This is a genomic window from Acinetobacter seifertii, from assembly GCF_016064815.1.
GTDB lineage: Bacteria > Pseudomonadota > Gammaproteobacteria > Pseudomonadales > Moraxellaceae > Acinetobacter > Acinetobacter seifertii.
Genome location: NZ_CP065820.1, coordinates 2206681 through 2227037 on the forward strand (window position 1 = coordinate 2206681; position 20357 = coordinate 2227037).

Consider the following 20357-nt stretch of genomic DNA (forward strand, 5'->3'; position numbering starts at 1 on the left):
CTGTAAATGCAGAATTTCTACATATGAATCGCTCGTTGCATTGAAGCTAGAATGGATTCATGCATAGCTTCTGATAATGTTGGATGCGGGAAAATCACTTGAGCTAAACTTTCATCAGTTGCTTCTAGGTATTTGGCAATAGCAAATCCTTGGATATGTTCGGTTACTTCATGGCCTACCATATGTGCACCAAGCAGTTCGCCCGTTTCTGCATGAATAATAGTTTTCACAAAACCTGACGCATCTCCAATTGCCAAAGCTTTACCATTTGCAGTTAAAGAAAACTTGCCGATTCGTACAGGTAAATTCTGAGCTTTTGCTACGTTTTCCGTTAAACCAATACTCGCCACTTGTGGATGTGTAAAAATACAACCGGGTATCTGGCTACGATCGAGTGAATGTACGTTTGCTACACCAGCAATTTTCTCGACACATATCATGGCTTCATGGCTTGCTTTATGGGCAAGACACGGTGCTCCAGCCACGTCACCAATCGCATAAAGCCCTGCTACATTGGTTTTACAATAGTCATCAATTGCCACAAAACCTTGTGGATTCAGTTCTACACCTAAACGTTCTAGTCCTAACCCTGTGGTATTCGGCTGTACACCAATTGCCGAAAGCACACGGTCAAAAACAAGGGTTTGAACGTCATTTGCCGTTTCAATTACACAGTGGACTTGATCATTTTCAATTTGAATACTTTGAACAACAGCATCGGTTAAGACTTTCATGCCTTTTTGTTCAAATTGCTTTCTAACAAATTGAGCAACTTCCGCATCTTCAGTTGGTAAAATCTGCTTGGCTAAATCAATAAGCGTGACCTGACAACCCAAGTCTTGATAAAGGCTCGCAAACTCACTACCAATTGCACCTGAACCTACAACCAGTAAACTTTTCGGTAACTGCTCTGGAACAAGAGCCTCTTTATAGCTCCAGACATAGGTTCCATCGACAGGAAGCTGAGGAACATGTCGAGCTTTAGCTCCAGTTGCCAAAATAATATGCGGTGCACTCAAAGCCTGACTTTTACCTTGAGCATCTGTCACTTCAAGTTTTTCTTTAGCCGTAAGTTGAGCACGGCCATTAAGCACTGTCACATGATTCTTTTTCAGCAGGTAGTCGATGCCTTGTACTAACTGAGCTGACACTTGTCGACTATGTTGCACAAGCTTTTGAATATCAAAATCGAGTTGAGATACCTGAAAACCAAACTGTCCGGCATGTTTAAACTGGTTTGCAAGCTCAGCCCCTGCAAGCAAAGCTTTAGTTGGAATACAGCCCCAATTTAGACAAATTCCGCCTAAATGTTGCTCTTCTACAATTGCGGTTTTTAACCCGAGCTGGGCTGCACGAATTGCAGCCACATACCCACCCGGTCCCGCGCCAATCACAATTAAATCAAATTGAGTTTCTGACATGCGGGTTCTCCTACACCAAAATTAAAGCAGGGTTTTCAACAAACTGCTTAAAGCTGGCCAAGAATTTCGCCCCAACTGCGCCATCAATGACTCGGTGATCACATGACAATGTCGCTGTGACAATCTCACGAACCACTACATTGCCATTTTCAACAACAGCACGTGATTCAGAAGCACCTAATGCCATAATTGCACCTTGCGGTGGATTAATAATGGCGTCGAACTGTTTAATGCCTAACATTCCTAAATTTGAAATGCTAAAGCTACCGCCCTGAAATTCATCAGGCTGTAACTTGCCAGTCTTGGCACGCGTTGCCAAATCACGCATATCATCGGAAATTTGTGCTAAAGACTTCTGATTTGCTGCTTTTACAATCGGTGTAATTAAACCGTTTGGAATCGCTACAGCCACTGAAATATCCGCTTGAGAGAACTGTAAAATTGATTGAGTTGCCTCATCAAATTGAACATTCACCTCAGGTACTTTAATCAGCGCCGCTGCTGCTGCCTTAATGAGCATGTCATTAATAGAAAGTTTCACTTGTGGAACAGTCTCATTAATCTGCTTACGTAAATTTTGCAAAGCTTCTACGTTTAGATCGACCACTAAGCGAAAATGTGGTGCATTACGTTTTGCAGCCTGTAGCCGTGAAGCAATCGCCTTACGCATCCCATTCATCGCTACAGTAGTAACGGTCGATTGTTGTTGAACAGCACATTGAGTAGATTGTTCATTTACCGATGCAGGGTTATTACGATAGTAAACCGCTTCAACATCTTCTTTACAGACCCGACCACGAGTACCTGAAACACGGCAGTCATTTAGGTTAATGCCCCATTGTTTTGCTAAGCGGCCTGCTACAGGTGTCGCTAAAACTTGGCTATCATCGGCCTTAGATTTAACTACTTTAGCTTGAGTTTGCTGCTTAACATCAGGCCACTGACCACCAGCAGCTTGTACAGCTTTCTGGATGTCTTGAACACTAATACGTTCTTCACGACCAGAACCTGTGACTTTTGCCAAGTTTACATTGTGCTTTTCTGCAAGCTTTAACGCATGTGGTGTTGCAAACAAATCATCAGATGTTTGATAGCCTTGTAATGGCTCTGGTACAGCGTAGTCACCTTTAGCAGCCTTTACTGGAGCTGAAGCACTTGCAGCTACAGACTGTGGTTGTTCTGTTTTTTCAACAACAGGTGCAGATGTTTCCGCCTTACTTTGCTCCGAAGGTGCTTCCGGGGCTTTAGGTGCTGAACCACCTAGTGATGCGATAAACTTTTCAACTTCTGCATCAGAAATTTCACTTTCAGCACATACAGCAATAAGCCCACCAACAGGTAAAGTATCACCATCTTTTGCTAAAATTTTACGGAGCGTTCCAGCAAAAGGCGCTTCTAACACATTGACGATTTTTGTGGTTTCAATTTCACAAATTTCATCGCCCTTATTAAAGCTATCACCCTCTTTAATCAACCATTGGGCGATCGTACCTTCTTCCATGGATAATCCCCATTTCGGGATCTCCAGCGTTTTAATTTCGCTCATCCTAAGCCTCCAATGTTTTTCGCACAGCTTGCTCAATACGCTCTACACTTGGAATCCATTCTTTTTCTAAAACTGGAGAGAATGGAACAGGCGTATGTGGTGGCGTTACGAGTTCAACAGGTGCTTTCAAATAGTGGAAACCTTTTTGTGCAACTAGTGCAGCAACATCATGACCAAAACCACAGCGTGCTGCTGATTCATCCACAATAACAACTCGTCCAGTCGACGCAACAGACTCTAAAATTCCTTCTTCATCTAGAGGGGAAATCGTGCGAGGGTCTACCACTTCAACTGAAATACCATCTTTTGCTAGTTTATCTGCTACCTCATTAGCGCGATGTACCATCAAACCTAAAGCAATAATGGTCACGTCTGTTCCTTCACGGGTGTAATTTGCTACCCCAAAAGGAATGGTATAAGCATCATCTGGAACTTCGCCTTTAATGTCATAAAGCATTTTATGTTCACAGAACACTACAGGGTCATCATCACGAATAGCTTGAATTAACAGCCCTTTCACATCATATGGGCTAGATGGAACCACAACTTTTAAGCCCGGAACTGCGGCAAATACATTATACGGTGACTGAGAATGCTGGGCTGCCGCAGAAAAACCTGCGCCAATCATGCCACGTACAACCATGGGTGCTTTTGCTTTTCCACCAAACATATAACGGAATTTAGCGGCTTGGTTATAAAGCATGTCATGACACACGCCATAGAAATCCATAAACATTAAGTCAGCAACAGGACGTAAACCTGTTGCAGCAGCACCAGCGGCCATACCAATAATTGCAGACTCGGTAATTGGCGTATCTATCACACGTTCCGAACCAAATTCTGTCCATAAACCTTTGGTTACGCCAAGTACCCCACCGAAACCTTCTAACTGGTTGTCTTCAGTGTTTTTACCGCCGTGTCCACCGCGAACATCTTCACCAACAACAAATACGGTTGGGTCGCGGCGCATTTCTGATTCAATGGCTTCTTTAATTGCATTACGAAAACTTTTATTTGGCATCTTTACTATTCCTTTAGTAAGAGACATAGACGTCAGTAAGGAGTTGTTCTGGTTTCGGATATGCCGCAGCACGAGCTTTTGCAACGGCATCATCAACATTTGCCTTAGAAGATGCATCAATCTCGTCTAGTTTGGCTTCATCAATTTTGCCTTTGACTTTTTCGCGGAAAATTTTCAAAGGATCTTTGTTTTCTTTAATAAACTCGACTTCTTCCTTAGAACGAATCAAGCCAGGGTCACCTTCGAAATGGCCATAAAAACGGTTTGTAATGGTTTCAATCACACTTGGGCCTTCACCACGACGTGCACGTTCAATGGCAGTTTGAGCAGCTTCATAGACGGCAAAGAAATCGGTACCATCAACTTTAACCGCAGGTAAACCAAAACCTGCTGCACGGCCAGCAATATCTTTGCTTCCTACTGCATAATCATGCCCTGTTCCTTCACCAAAGCCGTTATTTTCGAAAACGAAAATCACTGGAAGTTTAAGAACAACAGCCATGTTCATCGCTTCAAAAGTAAGGCCTTGGTTTGAGCCACCATCACCTGTAAAAGACAGTCCGACGCCACCAGTCTTTAAGGTTTTTGCTGTCAAAGCTGCACCAATTGCTAAAGGAGGTCCACCACCCACAATCCCGTTGGCACCGAGCATACCTTTATCTAAATCGGCAATATGCATAGAACCGCCTTTTCCACGGCATAGTCCGTCATCTTTACCGAAAATTTCCAGCATCATGGCGTGAATGTCACAGCCTTTTGCAATACAGTGTCCATGTCCACGGTGTGTTGAAGTGATATAGTCTTTGTCGGTTAAGTTTTCGCAAATCCCGACTGCTACAGCTTCTTCTCCGCTATATAAGTGAATAAAGCCTGGAATATCACCATTGGTATTTTCTTCATGAAGTCGATCTTCAAATTCACGAATATCACGCATGCGTTTATATGCTGCGAGTAATTGCTCTTCCGTTAATTGCATATCCTTTTCCTTTATTATCTTGATTATTAAAAATCAACCAAGTTTCAGCGAGTTTTATATATTTCGCTATAAATAATAAAGCTCAATTTAATTTAATATGCTATTAGACTAAAAAGTTTTAAATAAGTTTTTTAGCTATTAATTTTTATTTATCACAAGCTTACACCGCAAAAATAAAATTAAAAAATTTTAATTCATTTCATGTACTTGTAAAACAAACCTTTAACCAACCTTTATTAATTTATAATATTTGCTGTGCACTATACGCATTAATAAATTCTTTATTTCTTATTTATAGAAATAAGGTTTTTTATTATAACTAGTCTAGTTGCAAATTTATTTAATATAAAATGGAATTTTATATATGGACTTAAAAAGGCAAATAGAGACAGGTATTAAGTTAAGAGGAATAGATAAGGTTTCTCGTATTCCTATTAAAATTTTACCTACCGACGAATTACCTAAAAAGCCTGAATGGATTCGAGCAAAAATAAATGATTTCGAAGAAATTCAACGTATCAAAAATTTATTACGCCAACAAAAGCTACATAGTGTTTGCGAAGAGGCCGCATGTCCAAATCTACCTGAATGTTTTGGTGGTGGTACGGCAACATTTATGATTATGGGCGATATTTGTACAAGACGTTGCCCTTTCTGCGATGTAGCACATGGTCGTCCAATGCCTTTAGATGAAAATGAACCTAAAAATCTAGCTGAGACGGTCGCTAACCTAAACTTAAAATATGTAGTCATTACCTCTGTAGACCGTGATGATCTACACGATGGTGGCGCAGCACATTTTGTGAAGTGTATTGAAGAAATCAGAAACCGTTGTCCAGATACGCTAATTGAAATTTTAGTTCCAGACTTTCGTGGCCGTTTAGAAACAGCACTCTCTACATTAAGCTTATCACCACCCGATGTGTTTAATCATAATATTGAGACAGTGCCACGTTTGTATAAAGCGATGCGTCCCGGTTCGGACTATCAGCATTCGTTAAATTTATTAAAACGTTTTAAAAAATACTGCCCTGACATTAAAACCAAATGTGGTCTGATGGTTGGATTAGGTGAAATTGAGGCAGAAGTGCTTGCTCTACTCAATGATTTAAAAGATCACGATGTAGATTTAGTGACTATTGGACAATATTTACAGCCCTCAAAGTCACATGCCCCTATTCACCGGTTTGTGAATTTACAAGAATTTGAAAGATACACTCAGCATGGTCAGCGTTTAGGCTTTAAAAATATCTGGAGTGCGCCGATGGTCCGTTCTAGCTATTTTGCCGATCGGCAATATTTCGGTGAATCTGCACCAAAGCCATTTTCAAGAGAGGACGTTTTGTCTTAGCGCAATCGTAAATAACAAAACTTACCCAATTGGCTAATGGTCAAACCCTTTAAAATTATTTAAGGTAAATGAATTAAGAGGAAATAGTCACAATAAGAAAGCTAAACCTGTTGAGCGGCTACGGATACGCCATTTCAACAATAAAGGAATTTCGATATGGATATGTCAAAACAACTATTATTGCCTTCTACAGATAACCTTCCGTCTTTCTTTAGACCGGAAACAACCTCTGAAACAGCCTATTCAGTGAAAAAGCCGTCACTCGATTTAGATGCGGCCCCTATATTTGATCTTGATCAGGAATGGCAACATTCCTTATTTGGTCGTTCAATCCAAGAGTGCCATAGAAATTTGATGCATATTGCTGAAGATGCGGATATGGCAATTGGCGTGACAGATCCTCACGGTACCTTACTCTGGACATGGAGTAGTACACCTATGCGTTCATCTGCTGAACAAGTCCACTTTGTTGAAGGTGGGCAATGGTCTACTCAAGCGGTTGGTCAAAATGCAATTGGTCTTGCCCTCAATACACATTCAGCAAGCTGTGTTTACTCACATGAAAACCAGATGAACAGCGTTAGAGACTGGGTCTGTTATGCAGCCCCAATCACCGATGCAAACACAGGCCAGTTTTATGGCATTATGAACTTATCAACGAAGTACCAAAAGCATAATTCACTTGGAATTTTAGCAGTTGAACGCTGTGCAGATCTTGTAAAACAAGCCATTCAACTTCATCAAAAAAACATTTTATATATTAAGGCGCTAGGCACGCCTAAAGTTCAATACAATCAACAAGGCTTAACACTCACGCAGCGCCAAATCGAAATATTATGTATTCTTGCCTTGTGTCCAGAAGGTATAAACTTAGAAGAACTACACTACGCTTTATATGGCGACCGCCCAGTGAGTACAACCACACTAAAATCTGAACTCTCTCAACTTCGAAACTTAATTCCAGATGTTATCGAGTCACGGCCATATAGACTCAACTGTGAAATTCAATGTGACTTTCTTATGGCTGAGCAGGCGTTAAACCTAGGATTTACTGCAACCACTTTAACACTCTACAGAGGTAGTTTTTTAGCCAAATCAGAAAGCCCATTCTTATGTGCTTGGAGAGATTGTTTTGATGCTCGATTGAGCCATGTGATTTATCAAATTGATGATATAGATCAACTGTTACGTGTAGTCAGTCGTGTGCCTGATCGAGTTGATGCTGTTGAACGCTTACTTGAATTATTACCTGAGGATACACCTTATAGAGTAAAGCTTTTAAAATTGCTTGAATAAAATAAAAGGGAGAATATTGTATAAATATTCTCCCTTTTCAAGATCAGTTTAAGCAGAAGCTTTAAGCTGTATCCTATAGCAATCATCTAAAGCCAGCTCATAATAACGCAATCCTTCTTCAGCAGCATGAAATGCTTTTTGCTGCCAATCGGGGCGGTCATTCGACAAACGTTTAATCAACTCCATGGCTTCATAAGGATGTAAATCATCATAATGCGCATGGGCACGCAACCAAGCTAAAGAGCGCTTATCAATCGTGACTTCTGGGTGATCTGTATAAGCATGAATACCTTTATAGACTTGAATAGACCAGTCACCTGTCGCCCATTCAATTGCTAAGTTGGTGGCAGCTAAACATTCAGCTAAATTACCACGATGACTCATATTCCATAGGAAATGGTTCACCGCATTCATTGCAGCTGGTGGTCGCACGCTATCAAGCTGTTCTATAGTTAATCCAAAACCTTTAGCCCAATCACGATACCACCGCAAATGGCGTTCTTCGACTTTAATATTTTGAATTAACCAGTCTCGTGCTTCCGTTACACCTGGTTCAGCAAAAGCAGTCGCTTTAGCTAATGCACCAGCCATATATGATGGAAAGTGCGCTACTAATGGATAGAAATTAAGTAATGCATAACGGAAACTCTCTAGGCTCAATCCCCCATTGGCCATTTCAGTAAAAAACGGATGTTTACTGACTCGCTCCTTAACTGGTAAAAGATCATCCCAAAATCGCTGAGACCATTCATTATGCGCTGTAATTTCTAAATTCATTCCATATTGATTTAAAGCAGTCATTGCTAATTTTCCTATTTATATGACAGCAATCATCTGTACTTCACGGCTATAAGTCTATCCGAAAATGATAAAGATACAATCTTTAATCGACCATTTGTCATTTTTTCTCAAAGGTTTGGGGTCTTTAGATAATTGTGACGCTAATCATTGAAATGTCGTGATTTTTATCACAATTAGAGAGTATAAAAATCATTACTTTTTTAAAAAATCTGTATTATTATTTTTAAATAATTCACACATTATATAACCAATACTTTTAGATGGAACTTTAATAAACCAAGTCTCATTTTATGCCAACTTCCAATATAGAGAGCATTAATTATGAAGTTGCAAGGTTCCAATATATTGGGACAGGAACAAATAGATTTATTAACCACACGCGGATTAAATTTCCTCAGGTTTCCAAAGCAACTTGAAACGATTTATCGTTTTCAATATCAAGAAGGTGCGGCCTATGAGTTTCGCTATAGAGCACCTATTATTTTAATATTATATTTATTTTTAAGCTTTGGTATATACCAAGTTTTACCGACTGAACAAGTTTTATCCTGGTTAAACTATTATTCTTGGGTGGGTATAATAGTTTTAATTGCATGGATTTTATCATTTATTAAAAAATTAAATCAGTGGTTTGATTATTATGTCGGAATTGGCTCTGCTTCCGCCGTTGCTATCACCTTTATTTTAATTAACGTTTTAGAAAATGGCCAAGATAATGTTCTTTTTCATGCAGCGATGATGTATGCAATTGTGATTATCTACGGTGCTGTAGGTATGCGCTTTTATACTGCCATTATTGCCGGATGGGTTGGTGGTTTTGTTGGTATTTTAGTCAGTACCTATGTAAAAGGTGACATTGACTGGACCTTTTTAAACCGTACATATACGTTTAGTAGTTTCTTAGGGATGACCCTTGCTTACGCAACAGACCGTCAACACCGAGAAAACTATTTACAAAACTGTATGATTGAGCTCAACCGTATTGAACTTATGCAACAAGCGCAGCAGCTATCTTTGCTTTCACAACAAGATGCTTTAACTGGGCTTGCTAACCGACGTTATCTTGATGAAACACTAGATAATGAATGGCGACGTGCACTACGCCATGAGACATCACTTACTATTATGATGGTTGATATCGACTTCTTTAAGTCATATAACGACACCTTGGGCCATCTTAAGGGTGATCAGTGCTTAAGAGATATTGCTACTGCAATTTCATCTATTGCCGCTCGTAGTGGAGATTTGGTTGCTCGTTATGGTGGTGAAGAGTTTTTACTTCTTTTCCCTATGACAAACCCGCAACAGGCTCAAATTCAAGTTGAAAGATTAATGAACGCAATTAAAAAAATTGCAATTGTTCATCCATGTAGCAGTGTTTCACCGTATGTAACCATTAGTGTGGGTGTGGCAACTACTGTTCCGCGTCTAAATGATTCAATTTCTGCCTTTGTTAGCCGCGCAGACCATGCACTCTATCAAGCAAAAACAAATGGTCGTAATCAATATCAAATTGCTGTAAATGAAGAACAAATTGTAGACTTAACTTAATTATTCATAAGTCTATATAATTAAAAAAATTGCTATCAATAAATAAAAAAGCCACATACTTTAAATTATGTGGCTTTTCTTAATTCAACCAGAGCTATGGCTAAGGTTCAATCGGAGCAAATGGAGGAACAACATCTGCATTTTGAGCACGATGGCGTAGGAAATGATCCATTAAAACAATAGCCAGCATTGCTTCCGCAATTGGAGTTGCTCGAACGCCGACGCACGGATCATGACGGCCTTTAGTTAATACATCAGTATCTTCACGATTTAAATTAATCGTTTTCCCCGGAGTTGTGATACTTGCTGTTGGTTTTAGGGCAATCGCTACACGAATGGTTTGACCACTTGAAATACCACCCAAAATTCCACCAGCATGATTTGCTAAGAAGCCATGACTCGTCAATTCGTCACGTGTTTCATGACCAAACTGTCCAGCAACTGCAAAACCATCACCAATTTCCACACCTTTCACCGCATTAATACTCATCATTGCATGTGCAATGTCAGCATCTAAACGGTCAAAAACAGGCTCACCCCAACCTACAGGAACTTTCTCAGCTAAAATTTCTAGCTTAGCGCCACAGCTTGTACCTTGTTCACGTAAAGAAGTCACCAAAGCTTCAAAGCGAGAAACAGCGTCTACATCGCCACAGAAAAATGGATTATTTGGAACTTCATTCCAATCCAGTTTTTCGGCAACTTCATTACCAATTTGAGTGACGTGACCACGAATGAAGACACCAAATTTTTCTGCTAAATATTTCTTCGCAATAGCACCTGCTGCAACGCGCATAGCAGTTTCACGAGCACTTGAACGACCGCCACCACGATAATCACGGAAACCATACTTTTGTGTATAGGTATAATCCGCATGGCCCGGTCTAAAGGTTTGCGCAATATTTCCATAATCTTTCGATTTTTGGTCAGTATTACGAATGAGTAAACCAATTGGGGTACCTGTAGTTTTCCCTTCAAATACACCTGAAATAATTTCAACCTGATCAGGTTCTTTGCGTTGAGTTGCAAATTTCGATGTACCAGGTTTACGGCGATCCAAGTCTATTTGCAGATCTTCTTCGGTCAATGCAAGGCCCGGTGGCACGCCATCAACAATTGCCATTAAGCCAACACCATGTGATTCACCACATGTAGTTACACGAAAGAGTTGTCCAATAGTGTTCCCTGCCATACGTACAACTCCTTAAGATTGTTCTGCAAATAATTTTCTATAACGACGACATTGCTCAGCAGTCAAAGCAAAAATACCTGAACCGCCTTTTTGGAAAGTAAGCCAGTTGAAGTCAATTGTATTAAAGTTCTGACGCATTGCCCATTCAGAGTTACCCACTTCAATGACAATTAAACCATCTTCTGTCAAATAATCTGCTGCTTGAGCAAGCATTTTACGAACTAAGTCTAAACCATCTTGACCTGCTGCCAATGCAAGTTCAGGCTCATGTAAAAACTCTTCTGGTAGGTCAGCCATATCTTCGGCATCAACATATGGCGGGTTACTTACAATTAAATCGTACTGATTTTCAGCTGGAATCTTGGCGAATAAATCAGATTCAAGTAACGCAACTTGATATTGCTTATTGTGGTGTTCAACATTAATTGAGGCTACTTCTAAAGCTTCTTTAGAAATATCTGTTGCATCCACTTCAGCATCTGGATAAGCATAAGCTAAAGCCACAGCAATACAACCAGAACCTGTACACATGTCTAAAATACGTTGCGGAGTTTTAGGTTTGGTATTTTCTGGTAAGTTGTTGAGCGCTTCACGCATTTGACCATTTTCATCTAAGCAATATGGTGCAAAACGTTGCTCAATTAACTCTGCAATTGGTGACCGAGGAATAAGTACGCGTTCATCAACATAAAATGGCTTATTGAAGAAGTAAGCTAAATTTAATAAATAAGAAGTTGGAATACGGTCATTAATACGACGCTCCAGCAAGCTTAAGAATTCTGCTTTTTCACTTGGTAAAAGTTTAGCATCTAGAATTTCTGCATCTGCTGACCATTCAAGAGATAAGGTTTGTAAAACTAATGCAGAGCTTTCTGCAAAATAATCTTCAGTACCTTGTCCTAAATGTGCATCATGTTGACGTAATGCTGATACCCCAAAACGAATAAAGTCTCGAATTGTTGATAAATTTTCAGCAGCTTCCTGTAAATGTTCAGGGCTAATCGTCGGTCGCTCCACTTAGGCGTCTCCAAAGGCAAATTTTGCAAAGTGACTATTCTACTGAGTGAGACAAAGCAACGCAACGCTTTGCCTTGTGAACCAGTGTTTTACATCTCAATCTATAGAAATCACGGCTTTAAATTAGAATACTTTGTTTTAATTAAGAAATAATGAACTTTATAAGTAGCGCAATATGTAGTCTCTGAAACAAAAAAGCGGCCTTTAAATACTGACCGCTTATGAACTCTAGTTGGCTTAAAGCTTAAGCTTTTCTGCAACATAATCGGAGTCTTTATCTCCTCGTCCAGAAAGATTCACCACAATCATGGTTTCTTTCGGCAGCTTTGGCGCTTCACGAATTGCCCATGCAACAGCGTGTGAGCTTTCAAGCGCTGGAACAATTCCTTCTACACGAGAAAGTGTCATAAAAGCATCTAAACATTCTTGGTCGGTTGCAGTGCTATATTCAACACGACCTAAATCTTTTAAGAAACTATGTTGTGGCCCAACACCCGGATAGTCTAGTCCTGAAGCAATAGAATGCACTGGTAAAGGTTCACCAGCCTCATTTTCAAGCACATAACACGCCATCCCATGAATTTGGCTTGGTTTACCTAAAGTTAAGGTTGCCGAGTGCATATTGGTGTCTAACCCATGTCCAGCTGGTTCAACCCCAACGAGTTTTACATCTGAGTCATTTAAAAATGCCGTAAACGCACCTATAGCATTTGAACCGCCACCAACACATGCCACCACATAATCTGGATTTTTACCAAAGCGCTGGTGCGTTTGATCTTTAATTTCATTACCAATAATAGATTGAAAATCTCGAACCATTTTAGGAAATGGATGTGGTCCAACCACAGAACCAATGGCATAAATAAAGTTTTTAGGGTCTTTTAAATATTCTTCAAATGCGCTATCTACCGCATCTTTTAAGGTTGCTGTACCACGTGTAACTGCCACCAAATGTGCACCCAAAATTTTCATTTTGACGACATTTGGATGTTCTTTTTCAATATCAACTTGACCCATGTGAATTTCACACGGAATACCCACTAAAGCACACGCTGTTGCCAAAGCAACTCCATGTTGGCCTGCTCCAGTTTCAGCAATGACTTTCTTTTTGCCCATATATTTAGCAAGTAAAGCTTCACCTAAGCAGTGATTAATTTTGTGGGCACCCGTATGATTTAAGTCTTCACGCTTTAAGTAAATTTGTGCGCCACCTAACTGTTCAGATAGACGCTTTGCATGAAATAAAGGACTAGGACGACCTACATAATTTGCAAAGAGATCCGATAATTCATTTTGAAATTCAGCTGTATGGCGAATTTCTTCATAAGCAACATTAATTTCATCCATTGCTTCTTTTAAATGTGGAGGAATAAATTGCCCTCCATACTCACCAAAAAATCCTTGTTCATTCGGTAAAGCAATACCATTAATTTGATGTTGCATATCATCCCTCTATTTTAAATTATTAAAGTTATCAAGTTTATCGAGAAAGGTAGCGCGTTAAATCCTCAATGCCTTTTAGCGTCATTGGATACATATGGTTTTCAAAAATCTCTTTAATCCAACCAATTGTTTGTGTGTAATGCCAATACCCTTCTGTTTCAGGGTTTAACCATGCTGTTTTATCAAAATGTTGACGTAGGCGACGTAACCAAACTTCACCAGCTTCATCATTCATATATTCAACCGAGCCACCTACCGATTTCAGCTCATACGGTGCCATACTGGCATCACCGACTACAATTACCCGATAGTCGCGTCCGTAAGTATGAAACAAATCCCATGTATTCATACGCGTAGCTGTTCTTCGGTAGTTATCTTTCCAAACATAGTCATAAAGACAATTATGGAAATAAAAGTATTCCAGTGTTTTGAATTCTGTTTTAGCTGCGCTGAATAACTTTTCACATTGGGCAATATGAGCATCCATTGAACCGCCCACATCAAACAACATGAGTACTTTGATTCGATTACGACGCTCTGGCACCATTTGAACATCCAAGATACCTTGCTTGGCTGTTTCTCGAATTGTTCCGTCAACATCTAGCTCTTCAGCAGCACCTTGACGAGCAAATTTGCGTAAACGTCGTAACGCAATTTGCATCTGACGAGTTCCAAGGACTTGGTCGTCATCTAGGTTTTGGTATTTACGCTGTTCCCAGACTTTAACCGCCGAACGTTTACGCCCTGGCCCACCAATTCTGACGCCTTCTGGATGGTCACCAAAAGCGCCAAAAGGTGATGTTCCACCAGTGCCCACCATACGGTTACCACCTTGGTGTTTTTTATGCTGTTCGCGTAAGCGCTCTTCTAGCATTTTCATCAGTTCTTCTAAAGAACCTGCTTTTTGAAGCTCAGCTCTTTGCTCTGGTGTTAAATGCTTTTCGAGAAGTTCTAAATCGAACCAGTCTTTTGGTAGTTTATGGACTTGCTTGAGTAACTCATCGATATCAAAGGTTTCTATGCCATCAAAGTAATCTTTCATGGCACGGTCAAACTTATCAAAAAAGCGTTCATCTTTAACTAAAATGGTTTTAGCAAGCTGATAGAACTCTTCTTGATCGGCAAAAACTAAACCTTCACTTACTGCACGGTTTAAGTCAATGAGCTCACGTGTAGTAACTGGAACACCGTATTTACGTAAGGTGTAAAATAACCGCACAAACATGGGTTATTCCCTCCTTTAACGTCGTGACATGAAAGCCAAACGTTCAAGCAGTTGCACATCTTGCTCGTTTTTAATGAGTGCGCCATACAAAGGTGGAATCGCTTTTGATGTATCTCGATTACGTAATACATCTTCAGGCATATCATCTGCCATAAGCAGACTTAACCAATCGATTAATTCTGAAGTAGATGGTGGTTTCTTCAAATTAGGAATTTCACGGAGTTTGAAGAAAACTTGAAGTGCTTCATTTACTAAGGTTGCAGAGATACTTGGGAAATGTACCGAGATAATTTCACGCATAGTTGCTTCATCTGGAAACTCAATGTAGTGGAAGAAGCAACGACGCAGGAACGCATCTGGTAATTCTTTTTCATTATTTGAAGTAATAATTACGATTGGACGTTGAGTAGCCGTAATCGTTTCGCCTGTTTCATAAACATAAAAAGACATCTTATCAAGTTCATGTAACAAGTCATTTGGAAACTCGATGTCTGCTTTATCAATTTCATCAATTAAAAGCACACAACGCTCTTCACTGGTGAAAGCTTCCCACAGTTTACCGGGCTTAATATAGTTCTTAATATCGTAAACACGATCATCACCGAGTTGGCTATCACGCAAGCGGGACACAGCATCGTATTCATATAAGCCTTGCTGTGCTTTAGTCGTTGACTTGATGTGCCAAGTGATGAGTTTTAAACCTAGACTTTCTGCAACTTGCTCAGCAAGTAAAGTTTTACCTGTACCTGGCTCACCTTTAACCAATAAAGGCTTTTGCAAAGCACGAGCTGCTTTTACAGCAAGTTTAAGACTATCAGTCGCGATATATTGATCTGTACCGGTAAAATGTTGGGTATCAGCAGACATGTAGAGACCTTATTTTTCTATTTCAATGGTTAGATGGAACGCATGCTCTTGTTTGTTGAATATTTTGACCAACAATAGCCAATAACCAAACCTAGACCAACCACAAACAGAATTAAGGATAAATTTGACCAGATTAAAGGACTGTCTTTAGTTAACACACCAAACAGTAAACCAAAAATAGCTGGTGCTACAGATGCATTAGGCCCTTCCGAAACGGTTGGCGTCAATAAAATAGCAAACACAACTAACCAGCTTATTGCGCCAAAAGTAGTAGGTAAGCGACGCATTAAACGCCACCAACACCACAAAGCAATAAGAGCGCCAACGCCATAAGCTGTTAAAGCAATGATTTCCTCAGGAATTGCATCGAGAGAAGAAAGTAATTGATTTAAAACTCCAGCTTGATCTTCACGCACCACGTAAGCCCTCTGGTTCAACTGCATTTGGGTTAATTAACCCTTCTGGCGGCATCTGAATAAAGAAACCTTTTGTTTGTAATGAGTCTAGAACATGTAAAACATTTACACGCGCTAATTTACGTGTTGGAGCCAATTCTAAATGCATGACAAATGTTGCACGACCAAATGCTTGTAAAACAGCTTCTGGAACTTTTTCAAACGGATCGGTTTGCTCCGTATCATCAGGATAGTTTGGACGAGCAATATAAATGTACATTTCATCTTTTTTGCTCGATCTATAAATATCACAGTGCATTTCAAATCAACTCTTGAACTAAGGACAGCATACATGAAAAAAAACAACAGACACACGCAGGTTTGTTTACGCATCAGTCGTTTTTTCTTTTCTTGCGAAATATTAACCCACAACAATCATTAAGGTCGACAAATAACTTTTAATTTTCTAAAGTTTTAAATTTTCTACCTTTAATAACCTATTAATTTTACATAAAAAATCCTTTGAACTACTTTTATAAAATGAAAAAATTACATTTTGAAAACAATCAAACTTTAATTTAACTGAAGTTAAACCAGTTTAATTTATTGAAAATTATAAATTTAATTTAAATTCTGCTTTAAATTAAACATTGATAAGCTTTAACTTATGCATACAGGATAAGACATTATTTAACCGATCATAAATTCGGATGTGTTTCAATAACTATAGATCTATAAATAGGAGGTCTATGCTATGTCTCGTGGCGATAAATCATCTTATACAGCAAAGCAAAAGCGTCAGGCTAAACATATTGTTGAGAGTGAGGTAGATAGAGGTCATTCTCAAGAGGAAGCTGAACGTATTGCATGGTCTACCGTCAATAAACAAGATGGCGGTGGTAAGAAAAAATCACATTAAAATTACCACTAGATACTTCTTTGGTTAACTTGATGACTAAAGAAGTATCCTACTAATAAGCTAAACAAAGATTTTAAAAGACTCTTGAGCCTTGCATATAATCATTACTCACCTGATTTAACGCACTCAAAATTAAGCTGTCATCTTGAGTAAGTAAGGCCTCATTTAAATGACTCATGTAATCCATTAATGTTTCTTTTGAAGCTTGCGCAAACTCGGTAGTCACTGCTTCATCTTCATATAAGATTACATAACTACGAGCAAACCCATAAATAAGATAAGTCGCTGATTTTTGGTTTAGATCTGGAGATTGTTTTAGATACTGCTCACACGCATTTTTTAAGTTTTTAAATGCATCTGTACCAGTAGATTGATTTTTGAAAGATGAAAGTATTGTTTGGAAGTTCATATCCATATTCCACTCAAAAAGTAAAGCTACAGAAGAAGTACAAGCCTGTCAAACAATATATTGATTTTTATAAATTTAGATTGTAAAAAAATATAAGAAACGCCCTAAAGTATGGGCGTCTGATAAAAAATTTAGAAACTAACTTCAATATTGACCGTTGTACCAGACTGTTCAATATTGGTTGAAACATTAAAACCCCGAGCTTTTAGCTCTTCTTCTACTTGGGTAATATGTTCAGGATGTAAGGCATCTATTGGAAATTGAAACACTGCTCGGCGTTTACCTTCTTTGGAAATTTCCTCGGTTCCAGATAAGATTTTTTCTAACAATATTGTTTGATCAATTTTTACATCTTTAGCATTTTTTCTTGCCTGTTCAGCATTAAAATTATTAGTCATGTTTATCTCTCTAGTTATTAGTAAGCTTTATTTATAGCATAAAAAATTAATTTCAATATTAACTTATTATTGATTTTAAAAACTTTTTAAGATTGCATAAATAAAATTAGAGGCCTCCTCTCCCCGAGAAGGCCTCTATATTTCTGCACCGAAACAAACTTATAGTTATATATTATTTATTTTAAAATTGTTTTTCTTGCTGCCAAGAATATACAGACCTGTATATATACACAATTGAATTTTTCTCATGAATAAAGTTAATTTAATTCAGCATAGGTATATATAATTAAGATTAACTCATATTTATAGTAATTAAACTTTAAAAAAGTCCACTAATATAAAGCAAAGCTAAATAAAAAATTAAGTTCATAAAGCTGTGCTTATAAAAGAGTCTTATTTTAAAGTAATATTAACAAGCATTATTTGAATAAATATTAACCAAACAAACTATTTCTTAAATACAAAGAGTTTATTTGAACTAAAAACACCTTTATAAATTTATAATAAGAGACTTGCCTTCTCTTCTGTAAATAGCTCAATAAGTGGTTTGGTGAGTAATTCGTAACGCCATCCCAACAAGTAATCAGGTAAATCTTGTTCGTCACCTTTAGAAAGCACATGCTGATGAATCGCATTTAACCATTTCTTACGAAGCAAAACTTCTTTTGGAATGGAGGTCCGCTCTATAGCATTAGCAATTAACGCATCCATTTTATCTAAAGTTTCTTTCGAAGTAATTTTAAAAGGTTTCGCAATTTTAGCTGGCCATTGCCCTTCTACTGGTAAGTCTTTTAAAAGATCCAGAATAATCTTGCCATATTCACGAACAACATTTGGACGAATATCTCTGACTTGAGATAATTGGAAATTATTACGCGGATTCTTTTCGACTAAATCAATCATTGTCGAGTTTCTAAGAACAAAACTACGTGGCTGGTTAGTTGCTTTAACTATATGTTCGCGCCATTCACTCAAATTCTGCAACTGCATTAATTGACGACGCGAATGTCTATAATTCCCTACATCTGTATAAAGCAATGAAGTTGGTGTTTCACTAATAATTTCTTTGGTGAGACTACTGCAATCTTCAACAACATAGTCGTAAAGCCCTTTTTGCTTAAGCTGCTCCTGAATATGGGTAGCCAATTGCATAAGATATAAAACATCATTTGCAGCGTAACATAGCTGTTGAGGAGATAAAGGTCTCGCCAACCAGTCTGAACGTGTTTGATCTTTTTCAATGTCAATGTCTAAACAAAGCTTTAAAGCACCTTGATAGCTGACTTGTAAACCATGTCCGAGAAAAGAAAGTCCAACTTGCGTATCAAAAACATTTAACAGGTTTTGTTCATCGGCATAGTGGTAAATTAAATCGATATCTTCACTACATGCGTGAAAAATATTTTGTTGAGCAACAAAGATTTTTTTCCAAAACTCAGTTAAATCTAAAGATACCCCATCCAACAAATATACGTTTTCGTTGACATTGACCTGACATACTCCAAGTTTAGGCCAAAGGGTGTCAACCTTAATAAATTCTGTATCAAGTCCATATGTTGAACATTGATCCATTTGTTGAAGAACATCAACCAATTCGGTTTGCTGTTGGATAAACTGAAACATGCTTTCTCAAGTAAATGCAAAGAGTGCTTTAAACTCTGGTATATATAACATAGCAATAGAAAAATGCTACTGAATCTCGGATGAATAATCTATTTTTGAACAATTTCCCTAAAAAGAGATAATTTTTTGATCATTATTTTAAAGTTTTTCAATTTAACACCCTTATAAAATTTATTTTTCCACAACTGCTTCTTTTTAATTTATATATTCACTAAGTAATTTTTAAAAATATACTTTTGTCTTTTAAAACTATTTTTAATAATAGGATTGATTTTAAAAACTTTGAAATAAGCACCGAAGTACTTATTTCATACGCATGCGGTTATGAACAGCCTGACTTAATGTATGACTATCAACATATTCAAGTTCACCACCTTGTGGTACACCCTGAGCAATACGTGTCATATGAATAGGTAAATGTTTCGTGGCTTCGACCAAATAGTGTGCTGTCGCCTGACCTTCTACTGTAGCATTAGTTGCCAAAATAACTTCTTCAATAGTTCCTTGGCTTAAGCGTTGAATTAGGTAAGGAATACCTATTTCCTCTGGCCCGATCCCATCTAAAGGAGAAAGATGACCACCTAATACATGGTATTTGCCACGGAAACTACCACTTTGCTCAATTGCCATCACATCTGCCGGAGACTCAACTACACAAAGCAGTTGATCTTCTCTTTCTGTTGAGGCGCAAATGTCACAAATTTCGTGCTCTGTTAAAGAGTGGCAAACACTACATTCATGAATATAACTTGATGCTTCATGTAGAGCATGCGCTAAAGCAAAGGCACCTTCACGATTTTTCATCAACAGATGTAAAGCCATACGTTGGGCCGACTTCGGTCCAACGCTTGGCAAAATACGTAAAGCTTGAACGAGTTGTTCAAATCTATCACTAAACACTGAATT

20 protein-coding genes are annotated in these 20357 nt (G+C 38.4%); 4 read left to right on the forward strand and 16 right to left on the reverse strand.

Annotated elements, in window-relative coordinates; genetic code table 11:
* Positions 1-17: 17 nt before the first annotated feature.
* From lpdA to I8T81_RS10165, 4 genes are read right to left on the reverse strand one after another with little or no spacing between them, the layout of a single operon-like run.
* Positions 18-1421 (reverse strand): dihydrolipoyl dehydrogenase, encoded by a 1404-nt coding sequence (gene lpdA / locus I8T81_RS10150; protein WP_198071054.1) that lies wholly within the window; start codon positions 1419-1421, stop codon positions 18-20.
* Positions 1422-1431: 10 nt separating this feature from the next.
* Positions 1432-2967, reverse strand: coding sequence for a 2-oxo acid dehydrogenase subunit E2 (locus I8T81_RS10155; RefSeq protein WP_198071055.1), 1536 nt, complete (start codon positions 2965-2967; stop codon positions 1432-1434).
* Position 2968: 1 nt separating this feature from the next.
* A complete protein-coding gene (locus I8T81_RS10160) occupies positions 2969-3988 on the reverse strand; it encodes an alpha-ketoacid dehydrogenase subunit beta (protein ID WP_191106449.1) in 1020 nt (339 codons plus the stop codon).
* Between the two features lie 13 nt (positions 3989-4001).
* Positions 4002-4964 (reverse strand): thiamine pyrophosphate-dependent dehydrogenase E1 component subunit alpha, encoded by a 963-nt coding sequence (locus I8T81_RS10165; protein ID WP_001177519.1) that lies wholly within the window; start codon positions 4962-4964, stop codon positions 4002-4004.
* Between the two features lie 364 nt (positions 4965-5328).
* Between I8T81_RS10165 and lipA the strand changes: the two genes are divergently transcribed.
* Positions 5329-6315, forward strand: a complete 987-nt coding sequence (gene lipA, locus I8T81_RS10170; protein WP_198071057.1) for a lipoyl synthase — start codon at positions 5329-5331, stop codon at positions 6313-6315.
* 156 nt (positions 6316-6471) lie between these two features.
* Positions 6472-7611 (forward strand): helix-turn-helix domain-containing protein, encoded by a 1140-nt coding sequence (locus tag I8T81_RS10175; RefSeq protein ID WP_198071058.1) that lies wholly within the window; start codon positions 6472-6474, stop codon positions 7609-7611.
* A gap of 48 nt (positions 7612-7659) precedes the next feature.
* Here the strand turns inward: I8T81_RS10175 and I8T81_RS10180 are convergent, their stop codons facing one another.
* Positions 7660-8412 (reverse strand): TenA family transcriptional regulator, encoded by a 753-nt coding sequence (locus I8T81_RS10180; RefSeq protein WP_019459076.1) that lies wholly within the window; start codon positions 8410-8412, stop codon positions 7660-7662.
* Positions 8413-8733: 321 nt separating this feature from the next.
* Here I8T81_RS10180 and I8T81_RS10185 point away from each other — a divergent pair, with 321 nt between their 5' ends.
* Entirely contained in the window at positions 8734-9963 is a 1230-nt protein-coding gene (locus I8T81_RS10185) for a GGDEF domain-containing protein (RefSeq protein ID WP_019459075.1), read from the forward strand.
* A gap of 100 nt (positions 9964-10063) precedes the next feature.
* Here the strand turns inward: I8T81_RS10185 and aroC are convergent, their stop codons facing one another.
* The 7 genes from aroC to I8T81_RS10220 form a co-directional block, all read right to left on the reverse strand.
* A complete protein-coding gene (gene aroC, locus I8T81_RS10190) occupies positions 10064-11155 on the reverse strand; it encodes a chorismate synthase (protein ID WP_198071059.1) in 1092 nt (363 codons plus the stop codon).
* A 12-nt stretch (positions 11156-11167) separates the two neighbouring features.
* On the reverse strand, positions 11168-12172 hold the full coding sequence (gene prmB, locus I8T81_RS10195; RefSeq protein ID WP_019459074.1) for a 50S ribosomal protein L3 N(5)-glutamine methyltransferase: 1005 nt from the start codon (positions 12170-12172) through the stop codon (positions 11168-11170).
* A 237-nt stretch (positions 12173-12409) separates the two neighbouring features.
* Positions 12410-13615 carry a tryptophan synthase subunit beta gene (gene trpB, locus I8T81_RS10200; RefSeq protein WP_198071061.1) on the reverse strand — a complete coding sequence of 402 codons (1206 nt, stop codon included), beginning with the start codon at positions 13613-13615 and terminating at the stop codon, positions 12410-12412.
* 37 nt (positions 13616-13652) lie between these two features.
* On the reverse strand, positions 13653-14840 hold the full coding sequence (locus I8T81_RS10205) for a vWA domain-containing protein (protein WP_000498059.1): 1188 nt from the start codon (positions 14838-14840) through the stop codon (positions 13653-13655).
* A 15-nt stretch (positions 14841-14855) separates the two neighbouring features.
* Positions 14856-15707, reverse strand: coding sequence for an AAA family ATPase (locus I8T81_RS10210; RefSeq protein ID WP_004701808.1), 852 nt, complete (start codon positions 15705-15707; stop codon positions 14856-14858).
* A 29-nt stretch (positions 15708-15736) separates the two neighbouring features.
* Positions 15737-16123, reverse strand: a complete 387-nt coding sequence (locus I8T81_RS10215) for a hypothetical protein (protein WP_019459071.1) — start codon at positions 16121-16123, stop codon at positions 15737-15739.
* Positions 16116-16376 (reverse strand): YcgL domain-containing protein, encoded by a 261-nt coding sequence (locus I8T81_RS10220; protein ID WP_240061235.1) that lies wholly within the window; start codon positions 16374-16376, stop codon positions 16116-16118. Before I8T81_RS10220 ends, I8T81_RS10215 begins: the two co-directional genes overlap by 8 nt.
* Positions 16377-16856: 480 nt before the next feature.
* On the opposite strand from I8T81_RS10220, the gene I8T81_RS10225 reads away from it, so the two are divergent.
* Entirely contained in the window at positions 16857-17021 is a 165-nt protein-coding gene (locus I8T81_RS10225) for a hypothetical protein (RefSeq protein WP_000086293.1), read from the forward strand.
* A gap of 73 nt (positions 17022-17094) precedes the next feature.
* On the opposite strand, the gene I8T81_RS10230 is transcribed toward I8T81_RS10225, so the two are convergent.
* From I8T81_RS10230 to recR, 4 genes are all read right to left on the reverse strand, one after another.
* The gene (locus tag I8T81_RS10230) at positions 17095-17430 is read right to left on the reverse strand and encodes a hypothetical protein (protein WP_077165423.1); all 336 of its coding nucleotides are present in this window, start codon (positions 17428-17430) and stop codon (positions 17095-17097) included.
* A gap of 131 nt (positions 17431-17561) precedes the next feature.
* On the reverse strand, positions 17562-17828 hold the full coding sequence (locus I8T81_RS10235) for a hypothetical protein (RefSeq protein ID WP_004701816.1): 267 nt from the start codon (positions 17826-17828) through the stop codon (positions 17562-17564).
* A gap of 498 nt (positions 17829-18326) precedes the next feature.
* Positions 18327-19451 carry a ribonuclease D gene (locus I8T81_RS10240; RefSeq protein WP_198071062.1) on the reverse strand — a complete coding sequence of 375 codons (1125 nt, stop codon included), beginning with the start codon at positions 19449-19451 and terminating at the stop codon, positions 18327-18329.
* 303 nt (positions 19452-19754) lie between these two features.
* A complete protein-coding gene (gene recR / locus I8T81_RS10245; RefSeq protein ID WP_004701819.1) occupies positions 19755-20351 on the reverse strand; it encodes a recombination mediator RecR in 597 nt (198 codons plus the stop codon).
* Between the last annotated feature and the right edge of the window lie 6 nt (positions 20352-20357).